Source organism: Pectobacterium carotovorum (genome assembly GCA_016415585.1).
Lineage (GTDB): Bacteria > Pseudomonadota > Gammaproteobacteria > Enterobacterales > Enterobacteriaceae > Pectobacterium > Pectobacterium carotovorum_K.
In genome coordinates this window covers 3,159,345-3,179,234 of sequence record CP066552.1, presented here as the reverse complement: position 1 = coordinate 3,179,234, position 19,890 = coordinate 3,159,345, and the positions used below count along the sequence as shown (strand labels likewise).

The 19,890-nt window shown below is 52.6% G+C and carries 21 protein-coding genes; 16 read left to right on the top strand and 5 right to left on the bottom strand.

Annotation, left to right across the window (positions count from 1 at the left end; all coding sequences use genetic code 11):
* Window positions 1-32 precede the first annotated feature (32 nt).
* Window positions 33-1,004, bottom strand: coding sequence for a DMT family transporter (locus JFY74_14175; GenBank protein QQG27246.1), 972 nt, complete (start codon window positions 1,002-1,004; stop codon window positions 33-35).
* Window positions 1,005-1,194: 190 nt separating this feature from the next.
* Here JFY74_14175 and pdxB point away from each other — a divergent pair, with 190 nt between their 5' ends.
* The 14 genes from pdxB to hisP all read left to right on the top strand — a co-directional run bounded on the left by pdxB (window position 1,195) and on the right by hisP (window position 15,102).
* A complete protein-coding gene (pdxB, locus tag JFY74_14170) occupies window positions 1,195-2,331 on the top strand; it encodes a 4-phosphoerythronate dehydrogenase PdxB (protein ID QQG27245.1) in 1,137 nt (378 codons plus the stop codon).
* A gap of 130 nt (window positions 2,332-2,461) precedes the next feature.
* Entirely contained in the window at window positions 2,462-3,472 is a 1,011-nt protein-coding gene (locus tag JFY74_14165; protein QQG27244.1) for an aspartate-semialdehyde dehydrogenase, read from the top strand.
* Window positions 3,472-4,323 carry a tRNA pseudouridine(38-40) synthase TruA gene (gene truA, locus JFY74_14160; protein QQG27243.1) on the top strand — a complete coding sequence of 284 codons (852 nt, stop codon included), beginning with the start codon at window positions 3,472-3,474 and terminating at the stop codon, window positions 4,321-4,323. The genes JFY74_14165 and truA overlap by 1 nt, the downstream gene beginning before the upstream one ends.
* A 194-nt stretch (window positions 4,324-4,517) precedes the next feature.
* Window positions 4,518-5,180 (top strand): DedA family protein, encoded by a 663-nt coding sequence (locus JFY74_14155; protein QQG30551.1) that lies wholly within the window; start codon window positions 4,518-4,520, stop codon window positions 5,178-5,180.
* Window positions 5,181-5,404: 224 nt separating this feature from the next.
* Window positions 5,405-6,322, top strand: coding sequence for an acetyl-CoA carboxylase, carboxyltransferase subunit beta (gene accD / locus JFY74_14150; GenBank protein QQG27242.1), 918 nt, complete (start codon window positions 5,405-5,407; stop codon window positions 6,320-6,322).
* A 105-nt stretch (window positions 6,323-6,427) separates the two neighbouring features.
* On the top strand, window positions 6,428-7,696 hold the full coding sequence (folC, locus tag JFY74_14145) for a bifunctional tetrahydrofolate synthase/dihydrofolate synthase (GenBank protein ID QQG27241.1): 1,269 nt from the start codon (window positions 6,428-6,430) through the stop codon (window positions 7,694-7,696).
* On the top strand, window positions 7,686-8,453 hold the full coding sequence (dedD, locus tag JFY74_14140) for a cell division protein DedD (GenBank protein QQG27240.1): 768 nt from the start codon (window positions 7,686-7,688) through the stop codon (window positions 8,451-8,453). The genes folC and dedD overlap by 11 nt, the downstream gene beginning before the upstream one ends.
* A gap of 314 nt (window positions 8,454-8,767) precedes the next feature.
* Window positions 8,768-9,268, top strand: coding sequence for a colicin V production protein (cvpA, locus tag JFY74_14135; GenBank protein ID QQG27239.1), 501 nt, complete (start codon window positions 8,768-8,770; stop codon window positions 9,266-9,268).
* A gap of 21 nt (window positions 9,269-9,289) precedes the next feature.
* A complete protein-coding gene (purF, locus tag JFY74_14130; protein QQG27238.1) occupies window positions 9,290-10,807 on the top strand; it encodes an amidophosphoribosyltransferase in 1,518 nt (505 codons plus the stop codon).
* 199 nt (window positions 10,808-11,006) lie between these two features.
* Window positions 11,007-11,579, top strand: a complete 573-nt coding sequence (locus JFY74_14125) for a UbiX family flavin prenyltransferase (protein QQG27237.1) — start codon at window positions 11,007-11,009, stop codon at window positions 11,577-11,579.
* A 413-nt stretch (window positions 11,580-11,992) separates the two neighbouring features.
* On the top strand, window positions 11,993-12,772 hold the full coding sequence (locus JFY74_14120; GenBank protein QQG27236.1) for a transporter substrate-binding domain-containing protein: 780 nt from the start codon (window positions 11,993-11,995) through the stop codon (window positions 12,770-12,772).
* 140 nt (window positions 12,773-12,912) lie between these two features.
* The gene (locus JFY74_14115; protein ID QQG27235.1) at window positions 12,913-13,602 is read left to right on the top strand and encodes a histidine ABC transporter permease HisQ; all 690 of its coding nucleotides are present in this window, start codon (window positions 12,913-12,915) and stop codon (window positions 13,600-13,602) included.
* Window positions 13,595-14,311 (top strand): ABC transporter permease, encoded by a 717-nt coding sequence (locus tag JFY74_14110; GenBank protein ID QQG27234.1) that lies wholly within the window; start codon window positions 13,595-13,597, stop codon window positions 14,309-14,311. The genes JFY74_14115 and JFY74_14110 overlap by 8 nt, the downstream gene beginning before the upstream one ends.
* A 17-nt stretch (window positions 14,312-14,328) precedes the next feature.
* Window positions 14,329-15,102 (top strand): histidine ABC transporter ATP-binding protein HisP, encoded by a 774-nt coding sequence (gene hisP / locus JFY74_14105; protein QQG27233.1) that lies wholly within the window; start codon window positions 14,329-14,331, stop codon window positions 15,100-15,102.
* Between the two features lie 178 nt (window positions 15,103-15,280).
* On the opposite strand, the gene JFY74_14100 is transcribed toward hisP, so the two are convergent.
* The 3 genes from JFY74_14100 to yfcG form a co-directional block, all read right to left on the bottom strand.
* A complete protein-coding gene (locus JFY74_14100) occupies window positions 15,281-16,186 on the bottom strand; it encodes a TIGR01777 family oxidoreductase (protein QQG27232.1) in 906 nt (301 codons plus the stop codon).
* 15 nt (window positions 16,187-16,201) lie between these two features.
* Window positions 16,202-16,573: a dihydroneopterin triphosphate 2'-epimerase gene (gene folX, locus JFY74_14095; GenBank protein QQG27231.1), complete on the bottom strand. Its 372-nt coding sequence runs from the start codon at window positions 16,571-16,573 to the stop codon at window positions 16,202-16,204.
* A gap of 124 nt (window positions 16,574-16,697) precedes the next feature.
* The gene (gene yfcG / locus JFY74_14090; protein QQG27230.1) at window positions 16,698-17,324 is read right to left on the bottom strand and encodes a GSH-dependent disulfide bond oxidoreductase; all 627 of its coding nucleotides are present in this window, start codon (window positions 17,322-17,324) and stop codon (window positions 16,698-16,700) included.
* Window positions 17,325-17,586: 262 nt separating this feature from the next.
* Here yfcG and yfcE point away from each other — a divergent pair, with 262 nt between their 5' ends.
* Together yfcE and yfcD are read left to right on the top strand one after the other, a co-directional pair.
* The gene (yfcE, locus tag JFY74_14085) at window positions 17,587-18,138 is read left to right on the top strand and encodes a phosphodiesterase (GenBank protein ID QQG27229.1); all 552 of its coding nucleotides are present in this window, start codon (window positions 17,587-17,589) and stop codon (window positions 18,136-18,138) included.
* Between the two features lie 123 nt (window positions 18,139-18,261).
* On the top strand, window positions 18,262-18,930 hold the full coding sequence (gene yfcD, locus JFY74_14080) for an NUDIX hydrolase YfcD (protein QQG27228.1): 669 nt from the start codon (window positions 18,262-18,264) through the stop codon (window positions 18,928-18,930).
* Window positions 18,931-19,002: 72 nt separating this feature from the next.
* Here yfcD and JFY74_14075 read toward each other — a convergent pair whose 3' ends face one another.
* Window positions 19,003-19,863 carry a DUF817 domain-containing protein gene (locus tag JFY74_14075; GenBank protein QQG27227.1) on the bottom strand — a complete coding sequence of 287 codons (861 nt, stop codon included), beginning with the start codon at window positions 19,861-19,863 and terminating at the stop codon, window positions 19,003-19,005.
* Window positions 19,864-19,890 lie beyond the last annotated feature (27 nt).

Here is a 19,890-nt window from a genome sequence, read left to right as displayed (position 1 = left end):
GTTGCCTAAAACGGCACTAATCTCATGGGGGATTATGAGCTACGCGCTAATGGAATGCGCAAGCGCTGGGCGAGGATCACGCCTAGTAGCGTGATGCCCCCACCAACCAGATGATAATGGTGCAAAGGCTCGTGCAAAAAGCCAATCGCGATCATCGCCGTAAAGATCGGTGTCAGGTTCATAAAGATAGAGGCTTTGCTGGCTCCCAGACGCATAACCCCCTGAATCCACAGAAAAGGGGCAAAGATTGAGGCCATGATGCCAGCGAAAATCACCAGCGGCAGATTGTTGGCATTGAGCTGTACATTGTCCGTCAGCAGGAAGTTTGGAATCAGTACGACGACGCCAAAGGCAATCTGCACATAGAGCGACACCCAGTTAGGCAACGGGATACTCCAGCGTTTGGTCAGCACGCCATAGAGCGCATAGGACAACGACGCACAAAACATCATGAATTCACCGGGGCCGATACCCTGCGCCAGAATCTGTTCTGGATGTCCCTCACCGATCAACCAGACAATCCCAGCCAGCGACAGCAGGCTACCGAGCACGACGCCCAGTGTGGGAGCCAGGCGCAGCAGCGGAATGCTGAGCAAGACGGTGAGTAGCGGTACAAGTGACCCCATGATCCCCATCATCACGGCGCTGATTGTGTGTGCCGCGTAATAGGCCAGACTTTGATACAGCACCATGCCAAGCAGACCCAGCACGAGCAGTTTCCAGGCGTGTTGACGAATGGCTACTGCATGATGGCGAAGCGTTGGCAGCATGAACGGCGTCATGACGAGGAACGCAAGAAGCCAGCGATAAAACGAGATAGCGGCCGGGTCAATAACGCTCGCGGAAAGCTTGTTGACGATGACGTTAATTGACCAGATCAGGACGGCAATGGTAGGAAATAGGGCGTTCAACGTTGGGTTTCTCATAACAGACCAGACGGAAAACGCACCAATTGCCAGTCTGGTCGATAAAAATGGGGCAAGTGCGGCAATGGCAAACAACATAACAGAGCCATGTGACGACTATCAACCATGTATGACGTCGGCTTTCTATGGCGACCATCTTGTAAGATCTTCACGGGTGTGAACTGATGATGGAAAGATATCGCGTTGTAATTGCCTTGGGTTTCTGCACCATTCGGTGGCAAAATATCTCCCCGCTTTTTTTGGCTGGCTACCGATGTCGGAGAAGACAATGAAGATTCTGGTTGATGAGAATATGCCGTATGCCCGCGAGCTATTTAGCCGTCTGGGTGAAGTGCAGGCCGTGCCGGGACGCCCTTTGCCACGCGATCTGCTGGCAGACGCGGATGCGTTGATGGTGCGTTCGGTCACGAAGGTAAACGCGGATCTGCTGTCTGGTTCGGCGGTAAAATTTGTCGGCAGCGCGACGGCAGGCACTGACCATGTCGATGACACCTGGCTTAACGCCAACGGGATCGCGTTTTCTGCTGCCCCCGGCTGTAACGCCATCGCGGTAGTGGAATACGTCTTTTCTTCTTTGCTGATGCTGGCCGAGCGTGATGGCTTCCAACTGCGTGATAAAACCGTAGGGATTGTCGGCGTGGGCAATGTTGGCAGACGTCTGGATGCGCGTCTGAAAGCCTGGGGCGTGAAAACACTGTTGTGCGATCCGCCGCGTGCCGATCGCGGTGAGGCGGGCGATTTCCTGCCGCTCGACACGCTGGTGCGCGATGCCGACATTCTGACGCTGCATACGCCGCTGTACCTCGATGGCCCGTACCGTACTCACCATTTGGTTGATGCCGCCGTACTGAACGCGTTTACGGACGGACGTATTCTGATTAACGCCTGTCGTGGCCCGGTGGTGGACAATGCTGCATTGCTTGAGGCGCTGCAACAGGGTAAAAAATTCAGCGTCATTCTTGACGTATGGGAGCCGGAACCCGCGTTATCGACCGATCTGCTGGCGCGGGTAGACATCGGTACAGCGCATATCGCTGGTTATACCTTGGAAGGGAAAGCGCGCGGCACCACGCAGGTGTTTGAGGCGTGGAGCGAGTTTATCGGAACCCCCCAGCAGGTGGCGCTTTCGTCGCTTTTGCCTGCGCCAGAGTATGCTGAAGTGACATTGACCGCACCACTGGATGAGGCGCTGCTAAAACGTCTGGTGCATCTGGTGTATGATGTGCGCCGGGACGATGCGTTGTTACGCCACGTAGCGCATCAGAAAGGCGAATTCGATCGCCTGCGTAAACATTATCAGGAACGACGCGAATGGTCGTCACTCCATGTTATCTGCGCCGATGCTGACAGCGCAGATTGCCTGAACGCGCTGGGATTCACGGCGTCAGTGCGGGATGCACGTTAACGGTGTTCCTCTGACGGCGGTGTTGCGCGAGTATCACACTTTTTTATTCATAAATTGACAGATGGCGTCACTATCGTCTGTCGGTTCCATTCATGATTTGTGTTTCATTCAAAATTTGGGAGAGAACCAAATGTCTGACGGCTGGAATATTGCTCTGCTGGGCGCAACGGGCGCAGTAGGCACGGCGTTACTGGAATCATTGCAGGAACGCGAATTCCCAGTGGGTGAACTGTATCCGCTGGCCAGTGAACGTAGCGCGGGTGAAACCATACGTTTTAACGGCAAATCCTGTCTGGTCACCGATGTGGCCGATTTTGACTGGTCACAGGCGCAGCTGGCATTTTTTGTCGCCGGTCAGGATGCCAGCGCCCGCTATGCGGAAGACGCAGGGGACGCGGGCTGTCTGGTTATCGACAGCAGCGGTCTGTTTGCGCTGGAGCCGGATGTCCCGCTGGTCGTACCCGGCGTGAATACACATACGCTGGCAGATTATCGTAACCGCAATATTGTCGCGGTGGCCGACAGCCTGACCAGCCAACTGCTGACGGTGATTAAGCCGTTGACTGATGCGGCTGGGCTCTCGCGTCTGCATGTCGTCAATATGCTGTCGGTTTCTGCACTCGGTAAAGCAGCGATAGACGATCTGGCCGGACAAAGTGCCCGTCTGCTGAATGGTGTTCCACCTGAGGCTGGGCTTTTCCCGAAGCAGTTGGCATTCAATTTGTTGCCTTTATTGCCTGATGATGCGGGCAGCGTGCGTGAAGAGCGCGTTCTGGTCGATCAGGTGCGTAAAGTCTTGCAGGATGACGGATTGCCGATTTCAGTGACCTGCATTCAATCCCCTGTGTTCTATGGTCACGCGCAGGTTGTTCATCTTGAATCACTGCGTCCGCTGTCTGCGGAAGAAGCGCGTGACGAACTGCTCAATGCTGGGAATATTGAGGTAAGCGACGAGCAGGATTACCCGACGCAGGTTGGCGATGCGTCCGGCAATGGGCAACTGAGCGTCGGCTGTCTGCGTAATGATTACGGTATTCCTGAGCTACTGCAATTCTGGTCGGTCGCCGATAACGCTCGCTTTGGCGGCGCGCTGATGGCGGTGGAAACGGCAGAATGTCTGGTGCGGGAGTATCTCGGGTAATGTCGGAAACCACTCAGGCAGAGGCTACTCAGGCCGATGCCGCTGCGGAAAACGAACGCGCCCCGCTGAAAATCGCGCTCGGCATTGAGTACGACGGTAGCCTCTATTATGGCTGGCAGCGCCAGATTGATGTCGCTAGCGTGCAGGCCTGTCTTGAAAAGGCGCTGAGCAAAGTCGCGGATGAACCGATAGAGGTGTTTTGCGCCGGGCGAACCGATGCTGGCGTTCACGGCACCGGGCAGGTTGTGCATTTCACCACGCATGCAATCCGAAAAGATGCCGCGTGGACGATGGGCGTGAATGCAAATTTACCGCCAGATATCGCGGTGCGTTGGGTGAAAACGGTGGATGAGGATTTCCATGCGCGTTTCAGCGCGACGGCACGTCGCTACCGCTATGTCATCTACAATCACCGCTATCGTCCTGCGGTGCTTTCGCGTGGTATGACGCACTTTTATCACCCGTTAGACGTGGAACGCATGGAGCGTGCCGGGCAATGCCTGTTGGGGGAGAATGATTTCACCTCTTTTCGGGCGGTGCAGTGCCAGTCGCGCACGCCGTGGCGCTATGTAAATCATTTAAAGGTTACACGTCACGGTGACTATATCGTGGTAGATATTAAGGCCAATGCGTTCGTTCATCATATGGTGCGTAATATCGTGGGTAGCCTGATGGACGTCGGCTGTGGCAATCGCCCCGAGTCGTGGATTGCAGAGCTGCTGGCGGCCAAAGATCGTACGTTGGCTGGTGCAACGGCCAGAGCCGAAGGGCTGTATTTGGTGGCGGTAGATTATCCCGCACGTTTTGCTTTGCCGCAGCCTACGATGGGGCCGCTCTTTTTAGCCGATTGACGTTTTTGTTGTAACGAGAGCGCCTTTTAGCTATTGCACGCTGCCAGATGACCGTAGGTCAAAAAGCAGGGTGCGATGCGTATTAAAGACGATGCTATTCAGCGTGCTATACGCAAGGCAACACGGATAGTGCGGCTGCTTTGCGTCTATCGACCGCGTGCGTTCGATAGACACTTTGGGGAGAAGAAGTTGTGATGGAGTTTATACAGTTTATTATTGATTTTATTCTGCACATTGACGTTCACCTGGCGGAACTGGTGGCGCAATATGGTGTCTGGGTTTATGCCATTTTGTTCCTGATTCTGTTCTGTGAGACCGGGCTGGTGGTGACGCCGTTTTTGCCGGGAGATTCGCTGCTGTTTGTCGCAGGGGCGCTGGCGGCGCTGCCGTCGAACGATCTGAATGTGCACACGATGGTGTTCCTGATGATCGTGGCCGCGATTACGGGCGATGCGGTGAACTACACTATTGGACGACTGTTCGGTGAGAAGCTGTTTAGCAACCCGAACTCAAAGATTTTCCGCCGCAGCTATCTGGATAAAACGCATGCGTTTTACGCGCGTCACGGTGGCAAGACGATAATTCTGGCGCGCTTTGTCCCGATTGTGAGAACATTTGCGCCGTTTGTCGCCGGGATGGGGCACATGAGCTATCGGCATTTTGCAGCCTATAATGTTATTGGTGCGCTACTGTGGGTGTTGTCATTCACCTATGCGGGCTACCTGTTTGGCGATTTGCCAGTAGTGCAGGAAAATCTGAAATTACTGATTGTCGCGATTATTTTTCTCTCTATCCTGCCGGGCATTATTGAGATTGCCCGTCACCGTAGAGCGGCTTCGCGCGGCAATGTGAAATAAGTGAAGTATTTTAACATCCGGTTTGACCAGTTTTTTATCCACAGTACCGGAACGTTATGGTTTAATGGGCAGCATTTATGGTCTGTTCTTGGGAACACCCTTGGTGCCGATGCCTTTGTACCGCGATTGTCGTGCGTCTCAGGCATTTTTTCATTGGCAATGTTGTCAGGGAATAACATGAACAGCGGACTGGCATTTGCCAGGTTCAAGCAGAAAGGTTATCAATGAGCTGGATTGAACGAATTCTTAACAAAAGCAATATTACACCGACCCGTAAAGCGAACATCCCTGAAGGGGTCTGGACAAAATGTGATAGCTGCGGTCAGGTTCTTTATCGTGCTGAGTTGGAGCGCAATCTGGGTGTCTGCCCGAAGTGCGATCACCATATGCGCCTTTCCGCGCGCGCCCGTCTACAGGCTTTTCTGGATAAAGAAAACACTGTCGAGTTGGGAAGCGAACTGGAACCGAAGGATGTCCTGAAATTCCGGGATTCCAAAAAATATAAAGATCGTCTGGCTTCTGCACAGAAACAGTCCGATGAGAAAGACGCGCTGGTCGTGATGAAAGGCACGCTGTACGGCATGCCGATTGTCGTCGCGTCTTTTGAGTTTGCTTTCATGGGCGGTTCAATGGCGTCTGTTGTGGGCGCGCGCTTTGTACGTGCCGTTGAGCAGTCGTTGGAAGACGGTTGTCCGCTGGTGTGCTTCTCCGCCAGTGGCGGTGCGCGTATGCAGGAAGCGCTGATGTCGCTGATGCAAATGGCGAAAACCAGTGCCGCATTGGCCAAAATGCGCGATCGTGGCTTGCCTTACATTTCAGTACTGACCGATCCAACTATGGGCGGTGTTTCCGCGAGTCTGGCGATGCTGGGTGACCTGAACATTGCCGAGCCGAAAGCGCTGATCGGTTTTGCCGGCCCACGCGTTATCGAACAAACCGTGCGTGAAAAACTGCCGCCGGGCTTCCAGCGCAGTGAATTCCTGATTGAGAAAGGGGCGATCGATATGATCATTCGTCGTCCGGAAATGCGCTACAAGCTGGCCACTATTCTTGCCAAACTGACGAACCATCCAGAACCGGGCAACGATGACGTGGAAATCCGCAGCGATGCGCCGTCTGAATCATCACAGGATGACGCATAATTGACATGATGGGCAGGACGTGTGGTACTCGACCACGTCGTTCTCGACCGAGTAGTAATACGCACGCTCTGCCCGCAATGAACCGTAAGCTAGTGAACGGGACTCATGGATACTCTTCAAATACCTCAAGCCACGTCACCTTTGGTCACGTGGCTTCATTATCTTGAGCACCTGCACGCTCAGGCCATTGATTTAGGCCTGGATCGCGTTAAGCAGGTTGCCGAACATCTCCAACTGCTCCAGCCTGCCGCCACGATTTTCACCGTCGCGGGGACAAACGGCAAAGGAACGACTTGCTGTACGTTGGAGTCCATTCTGTTAGCTGCCGGGCTACGGGTGGGGGTGTACAGCTCTCCCCATCTTGTTCGCTATACCGAGCGAGTGCGTATTCAGGGCAAAGAATTGCCTGAAGCGCTGCATACTCAGGCCTTTGCGGATATCGAAGCCGGAAGAGGGGCGGTATCGCTCACCTATTTTGAATTCGGTACGCTGTCGGCGCTGCAACTCTTTAAGCAGGCGAATCTGGATGTCGTTATTCTGGAAGTCGGGCTAGGCGGGCGGTTGGATGCCACCAATATTGTGGATGCGAATGTATCCGTGGTAACCAGTATCGCGATCGACCATACCGATTGGTTAGGTAACGATCGGGAAAGCATTGGCCGCGAGAAAGCCGGGATATTTCGGCAGGGTAGACCAGCCGTTGTTGGCGAGCCGGATATGCCAGAAACGATTGCCGACGTTGCCGTTGAGAAAGGCGCGCAGCTGCGCCGCCGTGGTCGCGACTGGGAATATTCAATGCAGCGTGAGACGTGGAGCTGGCAGGATAAACAGCGCGAGCTGTCACGGCTGCCGTTACCCAACGTTCCGTTAGCCAATGCCGCCACGGCACTGGCTGCATTGCACTATTCTTCACTCAACGTGAGTGAAGAGGCGATTCGACAAGGCTTGCAGCACGCCGCATTACCCGGTCGTTTTCAGACCGTGCAGGCGTCACCGCGATTGATTCTTGATGTTGCGCACAACCCTCATGCGGCGGCGTATTTGGCAAACCGTTTGGTCGGGCTGTCGAAAACCGGAAAAGTGCGGGCTGTCGTCGGCATGCTGTCGGATAAAGACATCGCCGGTACGCTGGCCCACTTAACACCCGTAGTGGATGAGTGGTATTGCGCACCGCTGGAAGGGCCGCGTGGTGCAACGGCGCAGCATATTGCTGAGCACCTGACGCGCAGCCAATCGTTCCCCGATGTCGTGACCGCCTGGCAGCAGGCGATGTCCGAGGCGACGGAGCAGGATATCGTCATTGTGTGTGGATCTTTTCATACGGTAGCGCATGTGATGGAAGCGCTGGATGAGGAGAAGGCGAATGGCGAGTAAATTTCAGAATCGGCTGGTCGGTACGGTTATTCTGGTCGCGCTGGGCGTGATCGTCTTACCCGGCCTGCTGGACGGTAAGAAAAAGCATTACGAAGACGAGTTTGCATCGATTCCGCTGATCCCCAAACCGGGTGACAGCAATGAGATGGAAGCGCTGCCTGCGCTGAACCCGTCGTTGCCGAGTCAGCCGCCGGAAGGGGCGGAAGCGGCGATGCAAAACAGCGCGGAAGCCGAAGCGAGATCATCCACATCATCTACAACTACAGCACCTGAAACCACGACGCAGGCGCCGCCATCGTCCCATTCTGGCACGAATACGCCAGCCATGATGGCACCGCCAGTGGTGGTTGAGCGTCCGCCAGTTCAGACGCCCGCGCCAGTGACGCCGAAGCCTCAGCCAAAACCTGAGGTGAAGCCAGAAGTGAAACCAGAGGTGAAACCGAAGCCAGAGCCTAAACCGGAACCCAAACCGGAAGTGAAGCCTGAAACGCAGCCGACGCAGCAAGCGCCTGTCGGACAGGCCTATATTGTGCAGCTTGGTGCGCTGAAAAACGCGGATAAGGTGAACGAGATTGTCGCTAAGCTTCGTCTCTCTGGCTACCGCGCGTATACTGTGCCATCAACGCCGGTTTCGGGCGAAATCACCCGTATTTACGTGGGGCCGGATGCCTCGAAGCAGAAGCTGGAGTCTTCATTGGGCGAGCTGAAGCAGCTCAGCGGATTAAGCGGGCAGGTGCGAGCACATTCCGTTCGTTAAGGTCGTCGAGCGGATGATTACGTGATGGATGGTTCGCAGTCGAGCACGTAAATAAGCAAAAGCAGGCCGCGGGGACGAGGTTCACATCAGTGATACGTCGCCCCGCATCTGTTTTAAGATGCCTGCTGTGAGTTTTGAGATGCCGAGAGTTAATAGAATCAGGCATGACGTCTTGTCGGTTTTTTCGCCTGATTATCTATCGATGAAATCGGCGGAAATACGCTACGCAAACGTTTTCTTTTTCTGTTAGAATGCGCCGCGAACAGGATGACGTAGCGGCTTATCGGTAGCATCGTTCATTATTAGGATAGTTCATGGTTTGGGTTGATTACGTCATTATTGGCATCATCGGATTTTCGGCTTTGGTTAGCCTGATCCGGGGGTTTGTTCGCGAAGCGCTGTCGTTAGTAACCTGGGGATGTGCTTTTTTTGTCGCCAGCCATTACTACGCTTACCTCGCGGTCTACTTCACCCGTTTTGATGATGAGCTGGTGCGTAACGGCATTGCGATTGCCATTCTGTTTATTGCAACGTTGATTGTGGGAGCTATCGTCAACTATGTGATTAGTTCACTGGTTGAACGCACCGGATTATCCGGCACCGATCGCGTTCTGGGCATCTGTTTTGGTGCGCTGCGCGGGGTGCTGATCGTTTCCGCACTGCTATTCTTTCTGGATACGTTCACCGGTTTTTCACAAAGTGATGACTGGAAGCAATCCCAGTTAATCCCGCAGTTCAGTTATATTATCAGGTGGTTTTTTGACTACCTGCAAAGCACGTCAAGTTTCTTGCCGCAGCATTTACCGCTGCGGTAGCGCTGATGAGGAAAAGACACCATGTGCGGTATTGTCGGTATCGCCGGTTTTACACCGGTCAACCAGTCGATTTATGACGCGTTAACGGTGTTGCAACACCGTGGGCAGGATGCTGCGGGTATTGTGACCATCGATGCCTTTAATTGTTTTCGCCTGCGTAAGGCCAATGGCCTGGTGAAAGATGTGTTTGAAGCGCGGCACATGCAACGCTTACAGGGCAACATGGGGCTTGGTCATGTGCGTTATCCGACCGCGGGCAGTTCCAGCGCTTCGGAAGCACAGCCTTTCTATGTTAACTCTCCGTTCGGTATCACGCTGGCTCACAACGGTAACCTGACTAACGCCCACGAACTGCGTAAAAAGCTGTTCGAGCAGGAGCGTCGTCACGTTAACACCACGTCTGATTCTGAAATTCTGCTGAATATTTTCGCCAGAGAGCTGGACCGTTTCCAACACTACCCGCTGGAAGCCGATAATATTTTTGCGGCCGTTGCCGCGACCCACCAGCAAATTCGCGGTGCTTATGCCTGTGTTGGCATGATTATCGGTCACGGAATGGTGGCTTTCCGCGATCCAAACGGGATTCGTCCTCTGGTGATTGGTAAGCGCGATCTGGAAGATGGCCGCAGCGAGTATATGGTGGCGTCAGAAAGCGTCGCGCTGGATACGCTGGGCTTTGAATTTTTACGCGATGTGGCGCCGGGAGAAGCGATCTACATTACGGAAAAAGGGCAGCTGTTTACCCGCCAGTGTGCAGAGAATCCAAAGAGCAACCCGTGCCTGTTCGAATATGTCTACTTCGCTCGCCCGGATTCTTTCATTGATAAAATCTCTGTCTACAGCGCACGCGTTCGCATGGGCCAGAAGCTCGGTGAAAAAATTGCGCGCCAGTGGGAAGACCTCGATATTGATGTCGTGATCCCGATTCCTGAAACCTCTTGTGATATCGCGCTGGAAATCGCGCGCATTATCAACAAGCCGTATCGTCAGGGATTTGTGAAAAACCGCTATGTTGGTCGCACGTTTATCATGCCGGGACAGCAGGCGCGTAAGAAATCGGTACGCCGTAAGCTGAACGCCAACCGTGCTGAGTTCCGTGACAAGAATGTACTGCTGGTGGATGACTCCATCGTGCGTGGTACAACGTCGGAACAGATTGTGGAGATGGCGCGTGAAGCAGGAGCCAAGCGTGTTTATCTGGCCTCGGCAGCACCGGAAATTCGCTTCCCTAACGTGTACGGCATCGACATGCCAAGCGTCAATGAGCTGATTGCCCACGGTCGCGAAGTGGATGAAATCTGTAAGATTATTGGTGCCGATGAGCTGATATTCCAGGATCTCGACGATCTGATTGAAGCCGCGCGTGAAGATAACCCGGATATCGCTCAGTTTGAATGTTCGGTGTTTAACGGGATTTACGTGACGAAGGATGTCGATCAAGGCTATCTGGATTATCTGGAAGTCTTGCGCAATGACGATGCCAAAGCGCTGCGTAGCCAGAATGAAGTCGAAGATCTGGAATTGCACAACGAAGGTTAACAGCTAGTCGCACATTAAGGCTGTATTGAAGGGGGAGGGAGCGAAAGTGTCTTCCCTCTTTTTTTGTATCTGGAAAACAGTTGTATAGAGAAAATCGGATTTCGGTGCTTATCCTTGCTTATCGCTAATCAATGCGGCAAAGTTTGCGCAGATGATTTTTCCGCGTTTCTGCTTACGCGGCCAGCCAGAGGCAGTATGAATGAAGCGACTCATTGTAGGAATTTCCGGTGCCAGCGGCGTCATTTATGGCATCCGGCTGCTACAGGTTTTACAGACGCTGGAAGGTATCGAAACGCATCTGATCATGAGTCAGGCCGCCCGGCAGACGCTGGCGTTAGAAACGGATTTTAGCCTGCGTGACGTGCAGGCGCTGGCCGATGTGGTGCATGACACACGTGATATTGCTGCCAGCATCTCTTCGGGGTCGTTTAAAACGGCAGGCATGGTGATTTTACCCTGTTCGATAAAAACCCTGTCCGGCATTGTGCACAGCTACAGCGACAACCTATTGACCCGCGCGGCCGATGTGGTGTTGAAGGAGCGTCGTCCTCTGGTGCTGGGGGTACGTGAAACGCCGCTGCACTTAGGGCATTTGCGGTTGATGACCACCGCCGTTGAGCTGGGTGCGATAATCATGCCGCCTGTGCCTGCGTTTTATCATCGCCCAGAAAGTGTGCAGGATATTGTCGATCAGACGGTGAATCGTATTCTGGACCAGTTTGATATCGACCTGCCAAAAGATCTCTTTATCCGCTGGCAAGGTGCGTCCTAGCAGGATAGAGACCCAGGCACGCTATTTTTTTCTCTCAGGGCTGTAAACTTTTACTGCCCTTTTTTTGTGCCTTTTTATCACATTGCACTAATTTTGTGCACAAAAGCACCAAAATAGTGCAATTGAGTTTTTGTATTCATGCCAATGTTATCTATTCTTATTACTATGCGCCAAAAAAATCCTCTTAAAATATTGCAGAATCAAATGGTTAACTATTATTTTCTGTGCGCTTCGCTCATGAGTTTTTTACGACATCCCTACGTTCATTGTGGCATGAAAACTGCTACAAAAACTGTAATGGTCGGCGTAGAAAACAAATAGCACTCATATCGTTCATTTTTAAAGCAATACACTCTAAATAATTCCGACATTGACGACACATGACATCAATCACTCATGATAAGGGTAGCAATATGAAGAAACTGATCAAAGTCTTGCCGTTGGCACTCATTCTGGCTGCGGGTAGCGCGATGGCGGAGATTCCTAAGAATATTAAAATTGGTACCGATCCTACCTATGCTCCCTTTGAATCCAAAAACGCCAGCGGTGAACTGGTTGGGTTTGATATCGATCTGGCGAAAGAGCTGTGCAAGCGTATTCAGGCTAACTGTACGTTTGTAGAAAGCGACTTTGATGCGTTAATTCCGTCCCTTAAAGCTAAAAAAATCGATGCCATTATCTCTTCTCTATCCATCACCGAAAAACGCCAGCAGGAAATTGCCTTCACCGAGAAGCTGTATGCGGCCAATTCACGCCTGATTGCGAAGAAAGGGGCGAGCATTGAACCTACGTTAGCTTCTCTGGGCGGTAAACGTGTTGGCGTATTGCAGGCATCAACACAGGAAGCCTTTGCTAATGCTAACTGGCAGCCGAAAGGCGTTGACGTTGTTGCTTACCAAAATCAGGATCTGATTTATGCCGATCTGGCCGCAGGCCGTATTGATGCAGCCTTTCAGGATGAAGTCGCCGCAAGTGAAGGTTTCCTGAAGCTTGATGCGGGTAAAGACTATGAATTTGCTGGCCCGGCGGTAAAAGATGACAAATTCTTCGGTGTGGGGACCGGCATGGGTCTGCGCAAAGCGGATACTGAGCTGAAGGCCGCGCTGGATAAAGCCTTTGAAGAAATGCGTAAAGACGGTACCTACGATACCTTCGCGAAAAAATACTTCGATTTTGACGTCTACGGCGGCTAATGTCGCCAGTGTGACTCTCATTTCTTTATCACATGTGTAGCGGGATCGTAGGGCATGCGGCACGGGATCGTTCCTCTCGTGCCGTATTCCTGACTGATGACGCAGCGTGCCATTAACCGCTATTTCAACGGATATCATTGATGCTCTATGGCTATTCCCAGCTAATTCTGGATGGTGCCATCATGACGCTGGAGCTGGCCGCGAGTTCGTTACTGCTGGCGCTGGCTATCGGCCTGATTGGTGCGTCGGCGAAGCTGTCTTCCAACCGTCTGATGGCGGGGTGTTTTTCCTGCTATACCACGCTGATTCGCGGCATTCCCGATCTGGTACTGATGCTGCTGATTTTCTATGGTCTGCAAATTGTCTTAAATGGCGTGACGGAATCGATCGGTCTGGATCAGATTGACATCGATCCGTTGACTGCCGGGATTATTACACTGGGCTTTATTTACGGCGCGTATTTCACGGAAACCTTTCGTGGTGCCTATCTTGCCGTGCCGCGTGGGCAAATCGAAGCTGCCGTCGCGTTCGGTTTCTCTCCTATGAAAGTGTTCCGCCGTATTCTGTTTCCTTCCATGATGCGCTTTGCGCTACCGGGCATCGGCAATAACTGGCAGGTGATCCTGAAAGCGACGGCGCTGGTGTCATTGCTTGGCCTGAATGATGTGATTAAGGCGACGCAACTGGCCGGTAAGGGCACACACGAACCGTTTTATTTTGCGCTGGTTGCCGGGGCGATGTACCTGATTTTTACCACCATTTCTAACGGCGTGTTGTGGTGGCTGGAAAGGCACTATTCGCAGGGAGTCAAAAAAATAAATTATGAGTGAGATCCTGCAACAATATTGGCAGCCGCTCCTGTGGAGCGATGGTTACCGCTTAACCGGGCTAGCGATGACGCTCTGGCTGCTCATTTCTTCGGTAGTTATCGGCGGGCTGATGGCGCTGCCGCTGGCGATTGCCCGGGTGTCGCCGCGACGCCGGTTCAGCTTTCCGGTTTGGCTATTCACCTATGTATTCCGCGGTACGCCGCTCTACGTGCAGCTTCTGGTGTTCTATTCTGGCGTGTATAGCCTGGAGATTGTGCGCGGCACCGACATGCTGAATGCTTTTTTTCGCAGCGGGCTAAACTGTGCCATTTTGGCGCTGGCGCTGAATACCTGTGCGTACACGACAGAGATTTTTGCGGGAGCAATCCGCGCGGTACCTCATGGGGAAATTGAAGCGGCCAGAGCATACGGTTTCTCCCGCTTTAAGCAGTATCGCTGCATTATTTTGCCGAGTGCGCTGCGTATTGCGCTGCCCGCCTACAGTAACGAAGTGATTCTGATGCTGCATTCAACGGCGCTGGCCTTTACCGTAACGGTGCCGGATATTTTGAAGATTGCCCGTGATATCAATGCCGCAACCTACCAGCCGTTTTATGCCTTTGGCATTGCGGCGGTCATCTATCTGGCGATCTCGTTTGTGTTAATTGGGCTGTTCAGAAAGGCGGAACGGCGCTGGTTACGTCATCTTTATACCCGTTCATCTCATTAAACGCAGGAAAAAAGAGTATGTCGAATAACAAACTGATGGTGACGGAACTGCGTAAACGTTATGGCCAGCATGAGGTGCTGAAAGGGATCTCATTACAGGCGAAAGCGGGTGACGTTATTTCGATTATCGGGTCGTCCGGTTCGGGGAAAAGTACCTTACTGCGCTGCATTAATTTTCTGGAAAAACCCTGTGAAGGGGCGATTTACGTCAGCGATCAGGAAATTCGCATGGTGCGCGATACTGACGGACAGCTGAAGGTATTTGATAAAAAGCAGCTTCAGATGCTGCGGACGCGTCTGACGATGGTATTTCAGCACTTCAACCTGTGGAGCTTCATGACGGCGTTAGAGAACGTGATGGAAGCGCCAATTCAGGTGTTAGGGCTCAGTAAAGCGGAAGCGCGTGAGCGGGCGGTGTTCTATCTGAACAAGGTCGGGATCACAGATGCTGCCCAACAGAAATATCCGTCGGATCTCTCCGGTGGTCAGCAGCAGCGCGTTTCCATTGCACGGGCGCTGGCGATGGAGCCGGAAGTCTTGTTGTTTGATGAGCCTACGTCAGCGCTCGATCCCGAACTGGTCGGCGAGGTGCTGCGCATCATGCAGCAGCTTGCGGAGGAAGGGAAAACGATGGTGGTGGTGACGCATGAAATGGAATTTGCCCGCCATGTTTCCAGCCACGTTATCTTCCTGCATCAGGGCGTGATTGAAGAAGAAGGGCCACCGGATCTGCTTTTCGGTAGCCCGAAAAGTGCACGTTTGCAGCAGTTTTTGTCTGGGGCATTGAAGTAGGTTTGGGGGCTGATGATGTGCATTGAGCGATGATAATGGGTAGATCGTAAAGACGCTGTGAATACATCCCTGTACGCTCGAGCCGCGCCATCCTTGGCGCGGACGCTTTACTCTTCTATCCCATTATCATCGTTCTCGTTCTGCGAAAAGGCTACCAGCAACCTGAGATGGATAGTTATCAGCTCGGTTTCTTGATGACGTCCTGTAGGGCTTCTTCCAACTCAAGGAAGCGGAAAGTAAAGCCTGCGGCTTCTAACCGCTGCGGAATGGCGCGCTGTCCGCCCAGTACCAGCGTCGACGCTTCTCCCATCAGTAGTTTGATCACAAAAGCGGGAGCCCGCAGGAAACCGGGACGATCCAATACGTGTGCCAGCATGGCAGAAAATTGTTCATTATGAACCGGGTAGGGCGCAACCATATTGAAAGGGCCGTTCAGTATCGGCTGGTTCAGCAGATAAATAATCCCGTTCACCATGTCATCAATATGAATCCACGGCATATATTGCTTACCGGAACCCATCGGCCCGCCAAGTCCGAGGCGGAAAATCGGCAGCATTTTTGCCAGCGCGCCGCCCTGTGCTGACAGCACAATGCCGGTGCGCAGCAGGCAGACGCGGGTTTTATCACTTTCGGCGGACTGCGCCAGCGCTTCCCAGCGAGCGCACAGATGATGTGTGAATTCATCGACTGGGGATTCATCTTCCGTGACCAGCGCTTCTCCCTGATCGCCATAATACCCGACAGCGGATCCTGAGATAAAAACCGCTGGCGGCTCACTGCTGGCCTTTATCAGCGTGGCAAGCTGTTCGGTGATGTTCCAGCGGCTCTTTGCCAGACGCTGTTTTTGCTGTGGCGTCCACCGTTTGTCGGCGATAGGTTCACCCGCCAAATTGATGACGCCGTCAAAGTCGTTCAGTGAGGTGACATTACTCAGCGTGGACCAATATTCCACCTGATTGCCGAGAACGCCTCGAGCGCGCTCAGGATCGCGTGTCAGTACCGTGATGTCATGGGAAAGCAGCTGTAATCGTTGGATAAGATGGCGGCCAATAAGGCCGGTTCCGCCTGTTATGAGTAGTTGCATCGCTTCCCCTTATCTTTATGCCTTGTGATAACGCAGGGTCATGGAAACCGAATCGGCGTATCGCAAGGCAAACGGTTTATCTACTTCTACTTCAGCATAGGTTATCCATTCGTGATCGCTGGCGATGTTGAGCACATCCTGCGTTAATTTTTCCAGCAAAGCGAAGCGGTTATCTTCTACGTGGCGAATAATGTTTTTGGTGATGGTGCGGTAGTTCAGCGCATCGGCAATATTTTCGCTGTTGCGTGCTTGTTCTGCTGGGTAGTGAATCACAACGTTGATGATCACATCCTGCTTATTCGTGATTTCCTCATCTTTGATACCGATGAAGGTGCGCAGCCGCAGATTTTTTATACGAATAATGGCGTCAGAAGGATGATGTGGCATTGCTCGGCCCTCGGTTGCTTCTGTTGCTGCGACTAAACCGCAGCGTCAGGGGTATCGTTAACGACAATATGTTGATTACCATAGCAGAAGATACCCAAAGGCCGAATGAGATGATGCCAGAATTTTATTGCTCGGCGAGCTGGTAAGCCCGTTGCGTTGCCGGGCGCTCACTGATACGCGTATACCACGCCTTCACCGCTGGGTAATCATCAAGGTTGACGCGCTGGCGAGCATAAGAAACGACCCACGGGTAGGTTGCGATATCGGCAATGCTGTAATTTTCTCCTGCTAGCCAAGGGCTGTCTTGCAGGTGTTTATCCAGCACACGATACAGGCGCTGCGTCTCCTGCTGATAGCGTTCAATGGCGTAAGGCACTGGCTGAGGGGCATAGTGGTTAAAATGATGATTCTGCCCCAGCATTGGCCCGAAACCGGCGACCTGCCAGAACAGCCACTGTAGTGTGGCTGTACGCTCACGTAATGACGTGCTCAATAGCACGCTGTGCTTTTCCGCCAGATAGAGCAGAATCGCGCCAGATTCAAACAGGCTAATTGGCGTGTCACCTTCCGCGGGCTGCGTATCGACAATCGCGGGAATTTTGTTGTTAGGCGAGATAGCCAAAAACTCCGGTTTGAACTGTTCGCCTTTGCTGATATTCACGCGGTGGAGCTGGTAGGGGAGATTAGCTTCTTCCAGAAACAGGGTGATCTTGTGCCCGTTAGGGGTTGGTGCGTAATACAGGTCAATCATGAATCAAGTCTCCGTTTTAATTCAGAAAAACATCATGGACTGTATGGCAGTTGATCGCTTCAGAGAGCGATGCGCTGTCAGAATAGCGTATTGAGGAACGGGCCCTTACCCTACCACTTCTACGAGTGAAAAATAAACGATGGCGCACCTCGTTATACGATCTTTACCGGAAGCGTGCTGCCAACTTTGGTAGACTACGTCCGATGAAGGATGCGGGCGTTGTGGGTGTAGCATTGTTGATATAAACGTTGTGGAGATAACGATGAAGTTGATGTTTGCGTCCGACATACACGGTTCCCTCAGTGCGACGGAGCGCGTGCTGGAAATCTTTGAGCAGAGCCAGGCTGACTGGCTTATCTTGCTGGGCGATTTTCTCAATCATGGCCCACGCAACCCGCTGCCGGAGGCGTATCAGCCTGCGGAAGTGGCTACCCGGCTGAACGCTTATGCGTCACGTATCATTGCCGTACGGGGGAATTGCGACAGCGAGGTTGATCAGATTCTGCTGACCTTTCCGATAACGGCACCGTGGCAACATGTGCTATTGCCGCAGAATCGCCTTTTCCTGACGCACGGTCATCTTTATCATCCAGAGAATATGCCACCGCTACACGCGGGGGATGTGCTGGTATATGGTCATACTCATATCCCAGTTGCTGAGCAACGCGGGGAATATTACTTTTTCAATCCCGGCTCAGTGAGCTTGCCGAAAGGGGGATACCCCGCGAGCTACGGTTTACTTGAACAAGACGAACTGCGGGTTCTGCCGTTACACGGCGGCGAACCTATTGCACGGGTCACGATTAGGCACTAATTTAGCGTATACCCTGTTTTTGACCTTGAATAACAGCAAGGCAGCAGGGAATATTCACAGCAAAGTTCGATCATTTAAAACAGACGCGCGTAGCAACGTGCCAATACTAAAGGGTTTCAGAGGATGGCGGAACAAAGTCAGGCAGCAGGCACAGAGTGGGTTGATATCGTCAATGAAAACAACGAGGTAATTGCTCAGTCAAGTCGTCAGCAGATGCGTGCTCAGAGTCTTCGTCATCGTGCTACTTACATTGTTGTGCATGATGGAATGGGTAAAATTCTGGTGCAGCGCCGGACGAAAATCAAAGATTTCTATCCAGGCTGGCTGGACGCGACCGCTGGCGGCGTAGTGCAAAGCGGTGAGCAGATGCTGGAATCCGCACGCCGTGAAGCCGAAGAAGAGCTTGGCATTGCGGGCGTGCCGTTCGCAGAGCACGGCTTGTTCTATTACGAAGGCGAGAATTGCCGGGTATGGGGCGGGCTGTTTAGCTGCGTCACCCACGGGCCGTTTGCGCTACAGGAAGAAGAGGTTGATGAGGTCAGCTGGCTGACGCCGCAGGAAATCACCGCTCGCTGCGATGAATTTACGCCGGACTCGCTAAAAGCCCTGTCGCTGTGGCTGACGCGCTATAGCGATCAGGATTATGGCAAGCCGATTTCACGTAAGCTGAACGAGGCGCTAGACGCTGCTGAGACACCTGCTGTTAATAATAAAAATATTCATGATGAAAATGCTCATGATGAAAACGACAGCAACGTCGTTGCTCCATCAGACGCTGATTCACAGAAATAATTTCTTCCCTGTCTCGCCGCTGCTTTTTCTCCGCTGCGGCGTCTATTTTTCCGAGTGATAAACTGCGGGTTATCACTCGGGAACATGGATACTCTTCTTGATGTCCTTCAGGTAAATCACGATGGTGAACGTCATGATCACCAGCAAAGCCCACGAGCTCCATTTCCCTACGTGAACCATCGACCAGGCTCCGAGCTGTTCTGGATAGCTCCAGACACTGAAAAGCGTACTGATATTTTCAGCCAGCCAGATAAAAAAGCCGATCAGAATAAAGGCCAATGACAGCGGCATTCGTCGTTCCCGATCGTAAGGCGTAAAAATGACGGTGGTGCGTGCATAGAGCCCGACAGCCAGTGCGGCAATGTACCAGCGATAGTCGCCGATGTAGTGGTGGGTGAAGAAATTGGCATAAATGAGTAGTGCGACCAGCGTTGCCAGCCAGTAGGGCGGGTGATGGCGAATTTTAAGATCGAATAGCCGCCAGGACTGAATGATATAGCTACCGACAGAGGCGTACATGAATCCGGCAAATAGCGGCACACCCAGTACCTTGGTGTAGGCGAAATCAGGGTAAGACCAGGAACGAATACCTGATGAGGTTTTAAACACCTCAAGCGCAAAACCTACGAGGTGAAACAGCGTAACGGCTTTTAACTCATCCCAGGTTTCCAGCTTGCTGGCGATCATCCACCCCTGAATCACAATGGCGAATATCAACAGCAAATCATAGCGAGGGATAGCGAACCAGCCCGCTTTCGGCACGCTGAAAACAGCAAGAAAGAACAGGCCAACGAAGATACAGGCGCGGGCTTCTTTGACGCCGAAATAGAGAAATTCAATCAAAAAACGGGTTAACCCTTTTGGCGATGAAGGCGTGATCCCTTTTTCCAACTGCTGCTGAAAGTGTTGATCCAATAGTCGTATTACAGTCATCCATAGACCCTGTTTATGGTTATTTTT

What these genes read in the sequence shown, in the direction of transcription:
- JFY74_14175 (QQG27246.1), bottom strand. Translation starts at nt 1,004, where the DNA reads ATGTTGTTTGCCATTGCCGCACTTGCCCCATTTTTATCGACCAGACTG.
- pdxB (QQG27245.1), top strand. Translation starts at nt 1,195, where the DNA reads ATGAAGATTCTGGTTGATGAGAATATGCCGTATGCCCGCGAGCTATTT.
- JFY74_14165 (QQG27244.1), top strand. Translation starts at nt 2,462, where the DNA reads ATGTCTGACGGCTGGAATATTGCTCTGCTGGGCGCAACGGGCGCAGTA.
- truA (QQG27243.1), top strand. Translation starts at nt 3,472, where the DNA reads ATGTCGGAAACCACTCAGGCAGAGGCTACTCAGGCCGATGCCGCTGCG.
- JFY74_14155 (QQG30551.1), top strand. Translation starts at nt 4,518, where the DNA reads ATGGAGTTTATACAGTTTATTATTGATTTTATTCTGCACATTGACGTT.
- accD (QQG27242.1), top strand. Translation starts at nt 5,405, where the DNA reads ATGAGCTGGATTGAACGAATTCTTAACAAAAGCAATATTACACCGACC.
- folC (QQG27241.1), top strand. Translation starts at nt 6,428, where the DNA reads ATGGATACTCTTCAAATACCTCAAGCCACGTCACCTTTGGTCACGTGG.
- dedD (QQG27240.1), top strand. Translation starts at nt 7,686, where the DNA reads ATGGCGAGTAAATTTCAGAATCGGCTGGTCGGTACGGTTATTCTGGTC.
- cvpA (QQG27239.1), top strand. Translation starts at nt 8,768, where the DNA reads ATGGTTTGGGTTGATTACGTCATTATTGGCATCATCGGATTTTCGGCT.
- purF (QQG27238.1), top strand. Translation starts at nt 9,290, where the DNA reads ATGTGCGGTATTGTCGGTATCGCCGGTTTTACACCGGTCAACCAGTCG.
- JFY74_14125 (QQG27237.1), top strand. Translation starts at nt 11,007, where the DNA reads ATGAAGCGACTCATTGTAGGAATTTCCGGTGCCAGCGGCGTCATTTAT.
- JFY74_14120 (QQG27236.1), top strand. Translation starts at nt 11,993, where the DNA reads ATGAAGAAACTGATCAAAGTCTTGCCGTTGGCACTCATTCTGGCTGCG.
- JFY74_14115 (QQG27235.1), top strand. Translation starts at nt 12,913, where the DNA reads ATGCTCTATGGCTATTCCCAGCTAATTCTGGATGGTGCCATCATGACG.
- JFY74_14110 (QQG27234.1), top strand. Translation starts at nt 13,595, where the DNA reads ATGAGTGAGATCCTGCAACAATATTGGCAGCCGCTCCTGTGGAGCGAT.
- hisP (QQG27233.1), top strand. Translation starts at nt 14,329, where the DNA reads ATGTCGAATAACAAACTGATGGTGACGGAACTGCGTAAACGTTATGGC.
- JFY74_14100 (QQG27232.1), bottom strand. Translation starts at nt 16,186, where the DNA reads ATGCAACTACTCATAACAGGCGGAACCGGCCTTATTGGCCGCCATCTT.
- folX (QQG27231.1), bottom strand. Translation starts at nt 16,573, where the DNA reads ATGCCACATCATCCTTCTGACGCCATTATTCGTATAAAAAATCTGCGG.
- yfcG (QQG27230.1), bottom strand. Translation starts at nt 17,324, where the DNA reads ATGATTGACCTGTATTACGCACCAACCCCTAACGGGCACAAGATCACC.
- yfcE (QQG27229.1), top strand. Translation starts at nt 17,587, where the DNA reads ATGAAGTTGATGTTTGCGTCCGACATACACGGTTCCCTCAGTGCGACG.
- yfcD (QQG27228.1), top strand. Translation starts at nt 18,262, where the DNA reads ATGGCGGAACAAAGTCAGGCAGCAGGCACAGAGTGGGTTGATATCGTC.
- JFY74_14075 (QQG27227.1), bottom strand. Translation starts at nt 19,863, where the DNA reads ATGACTGTAATACGACTATTGGATCAACACTTTCAGCAGCAGTTGGAA.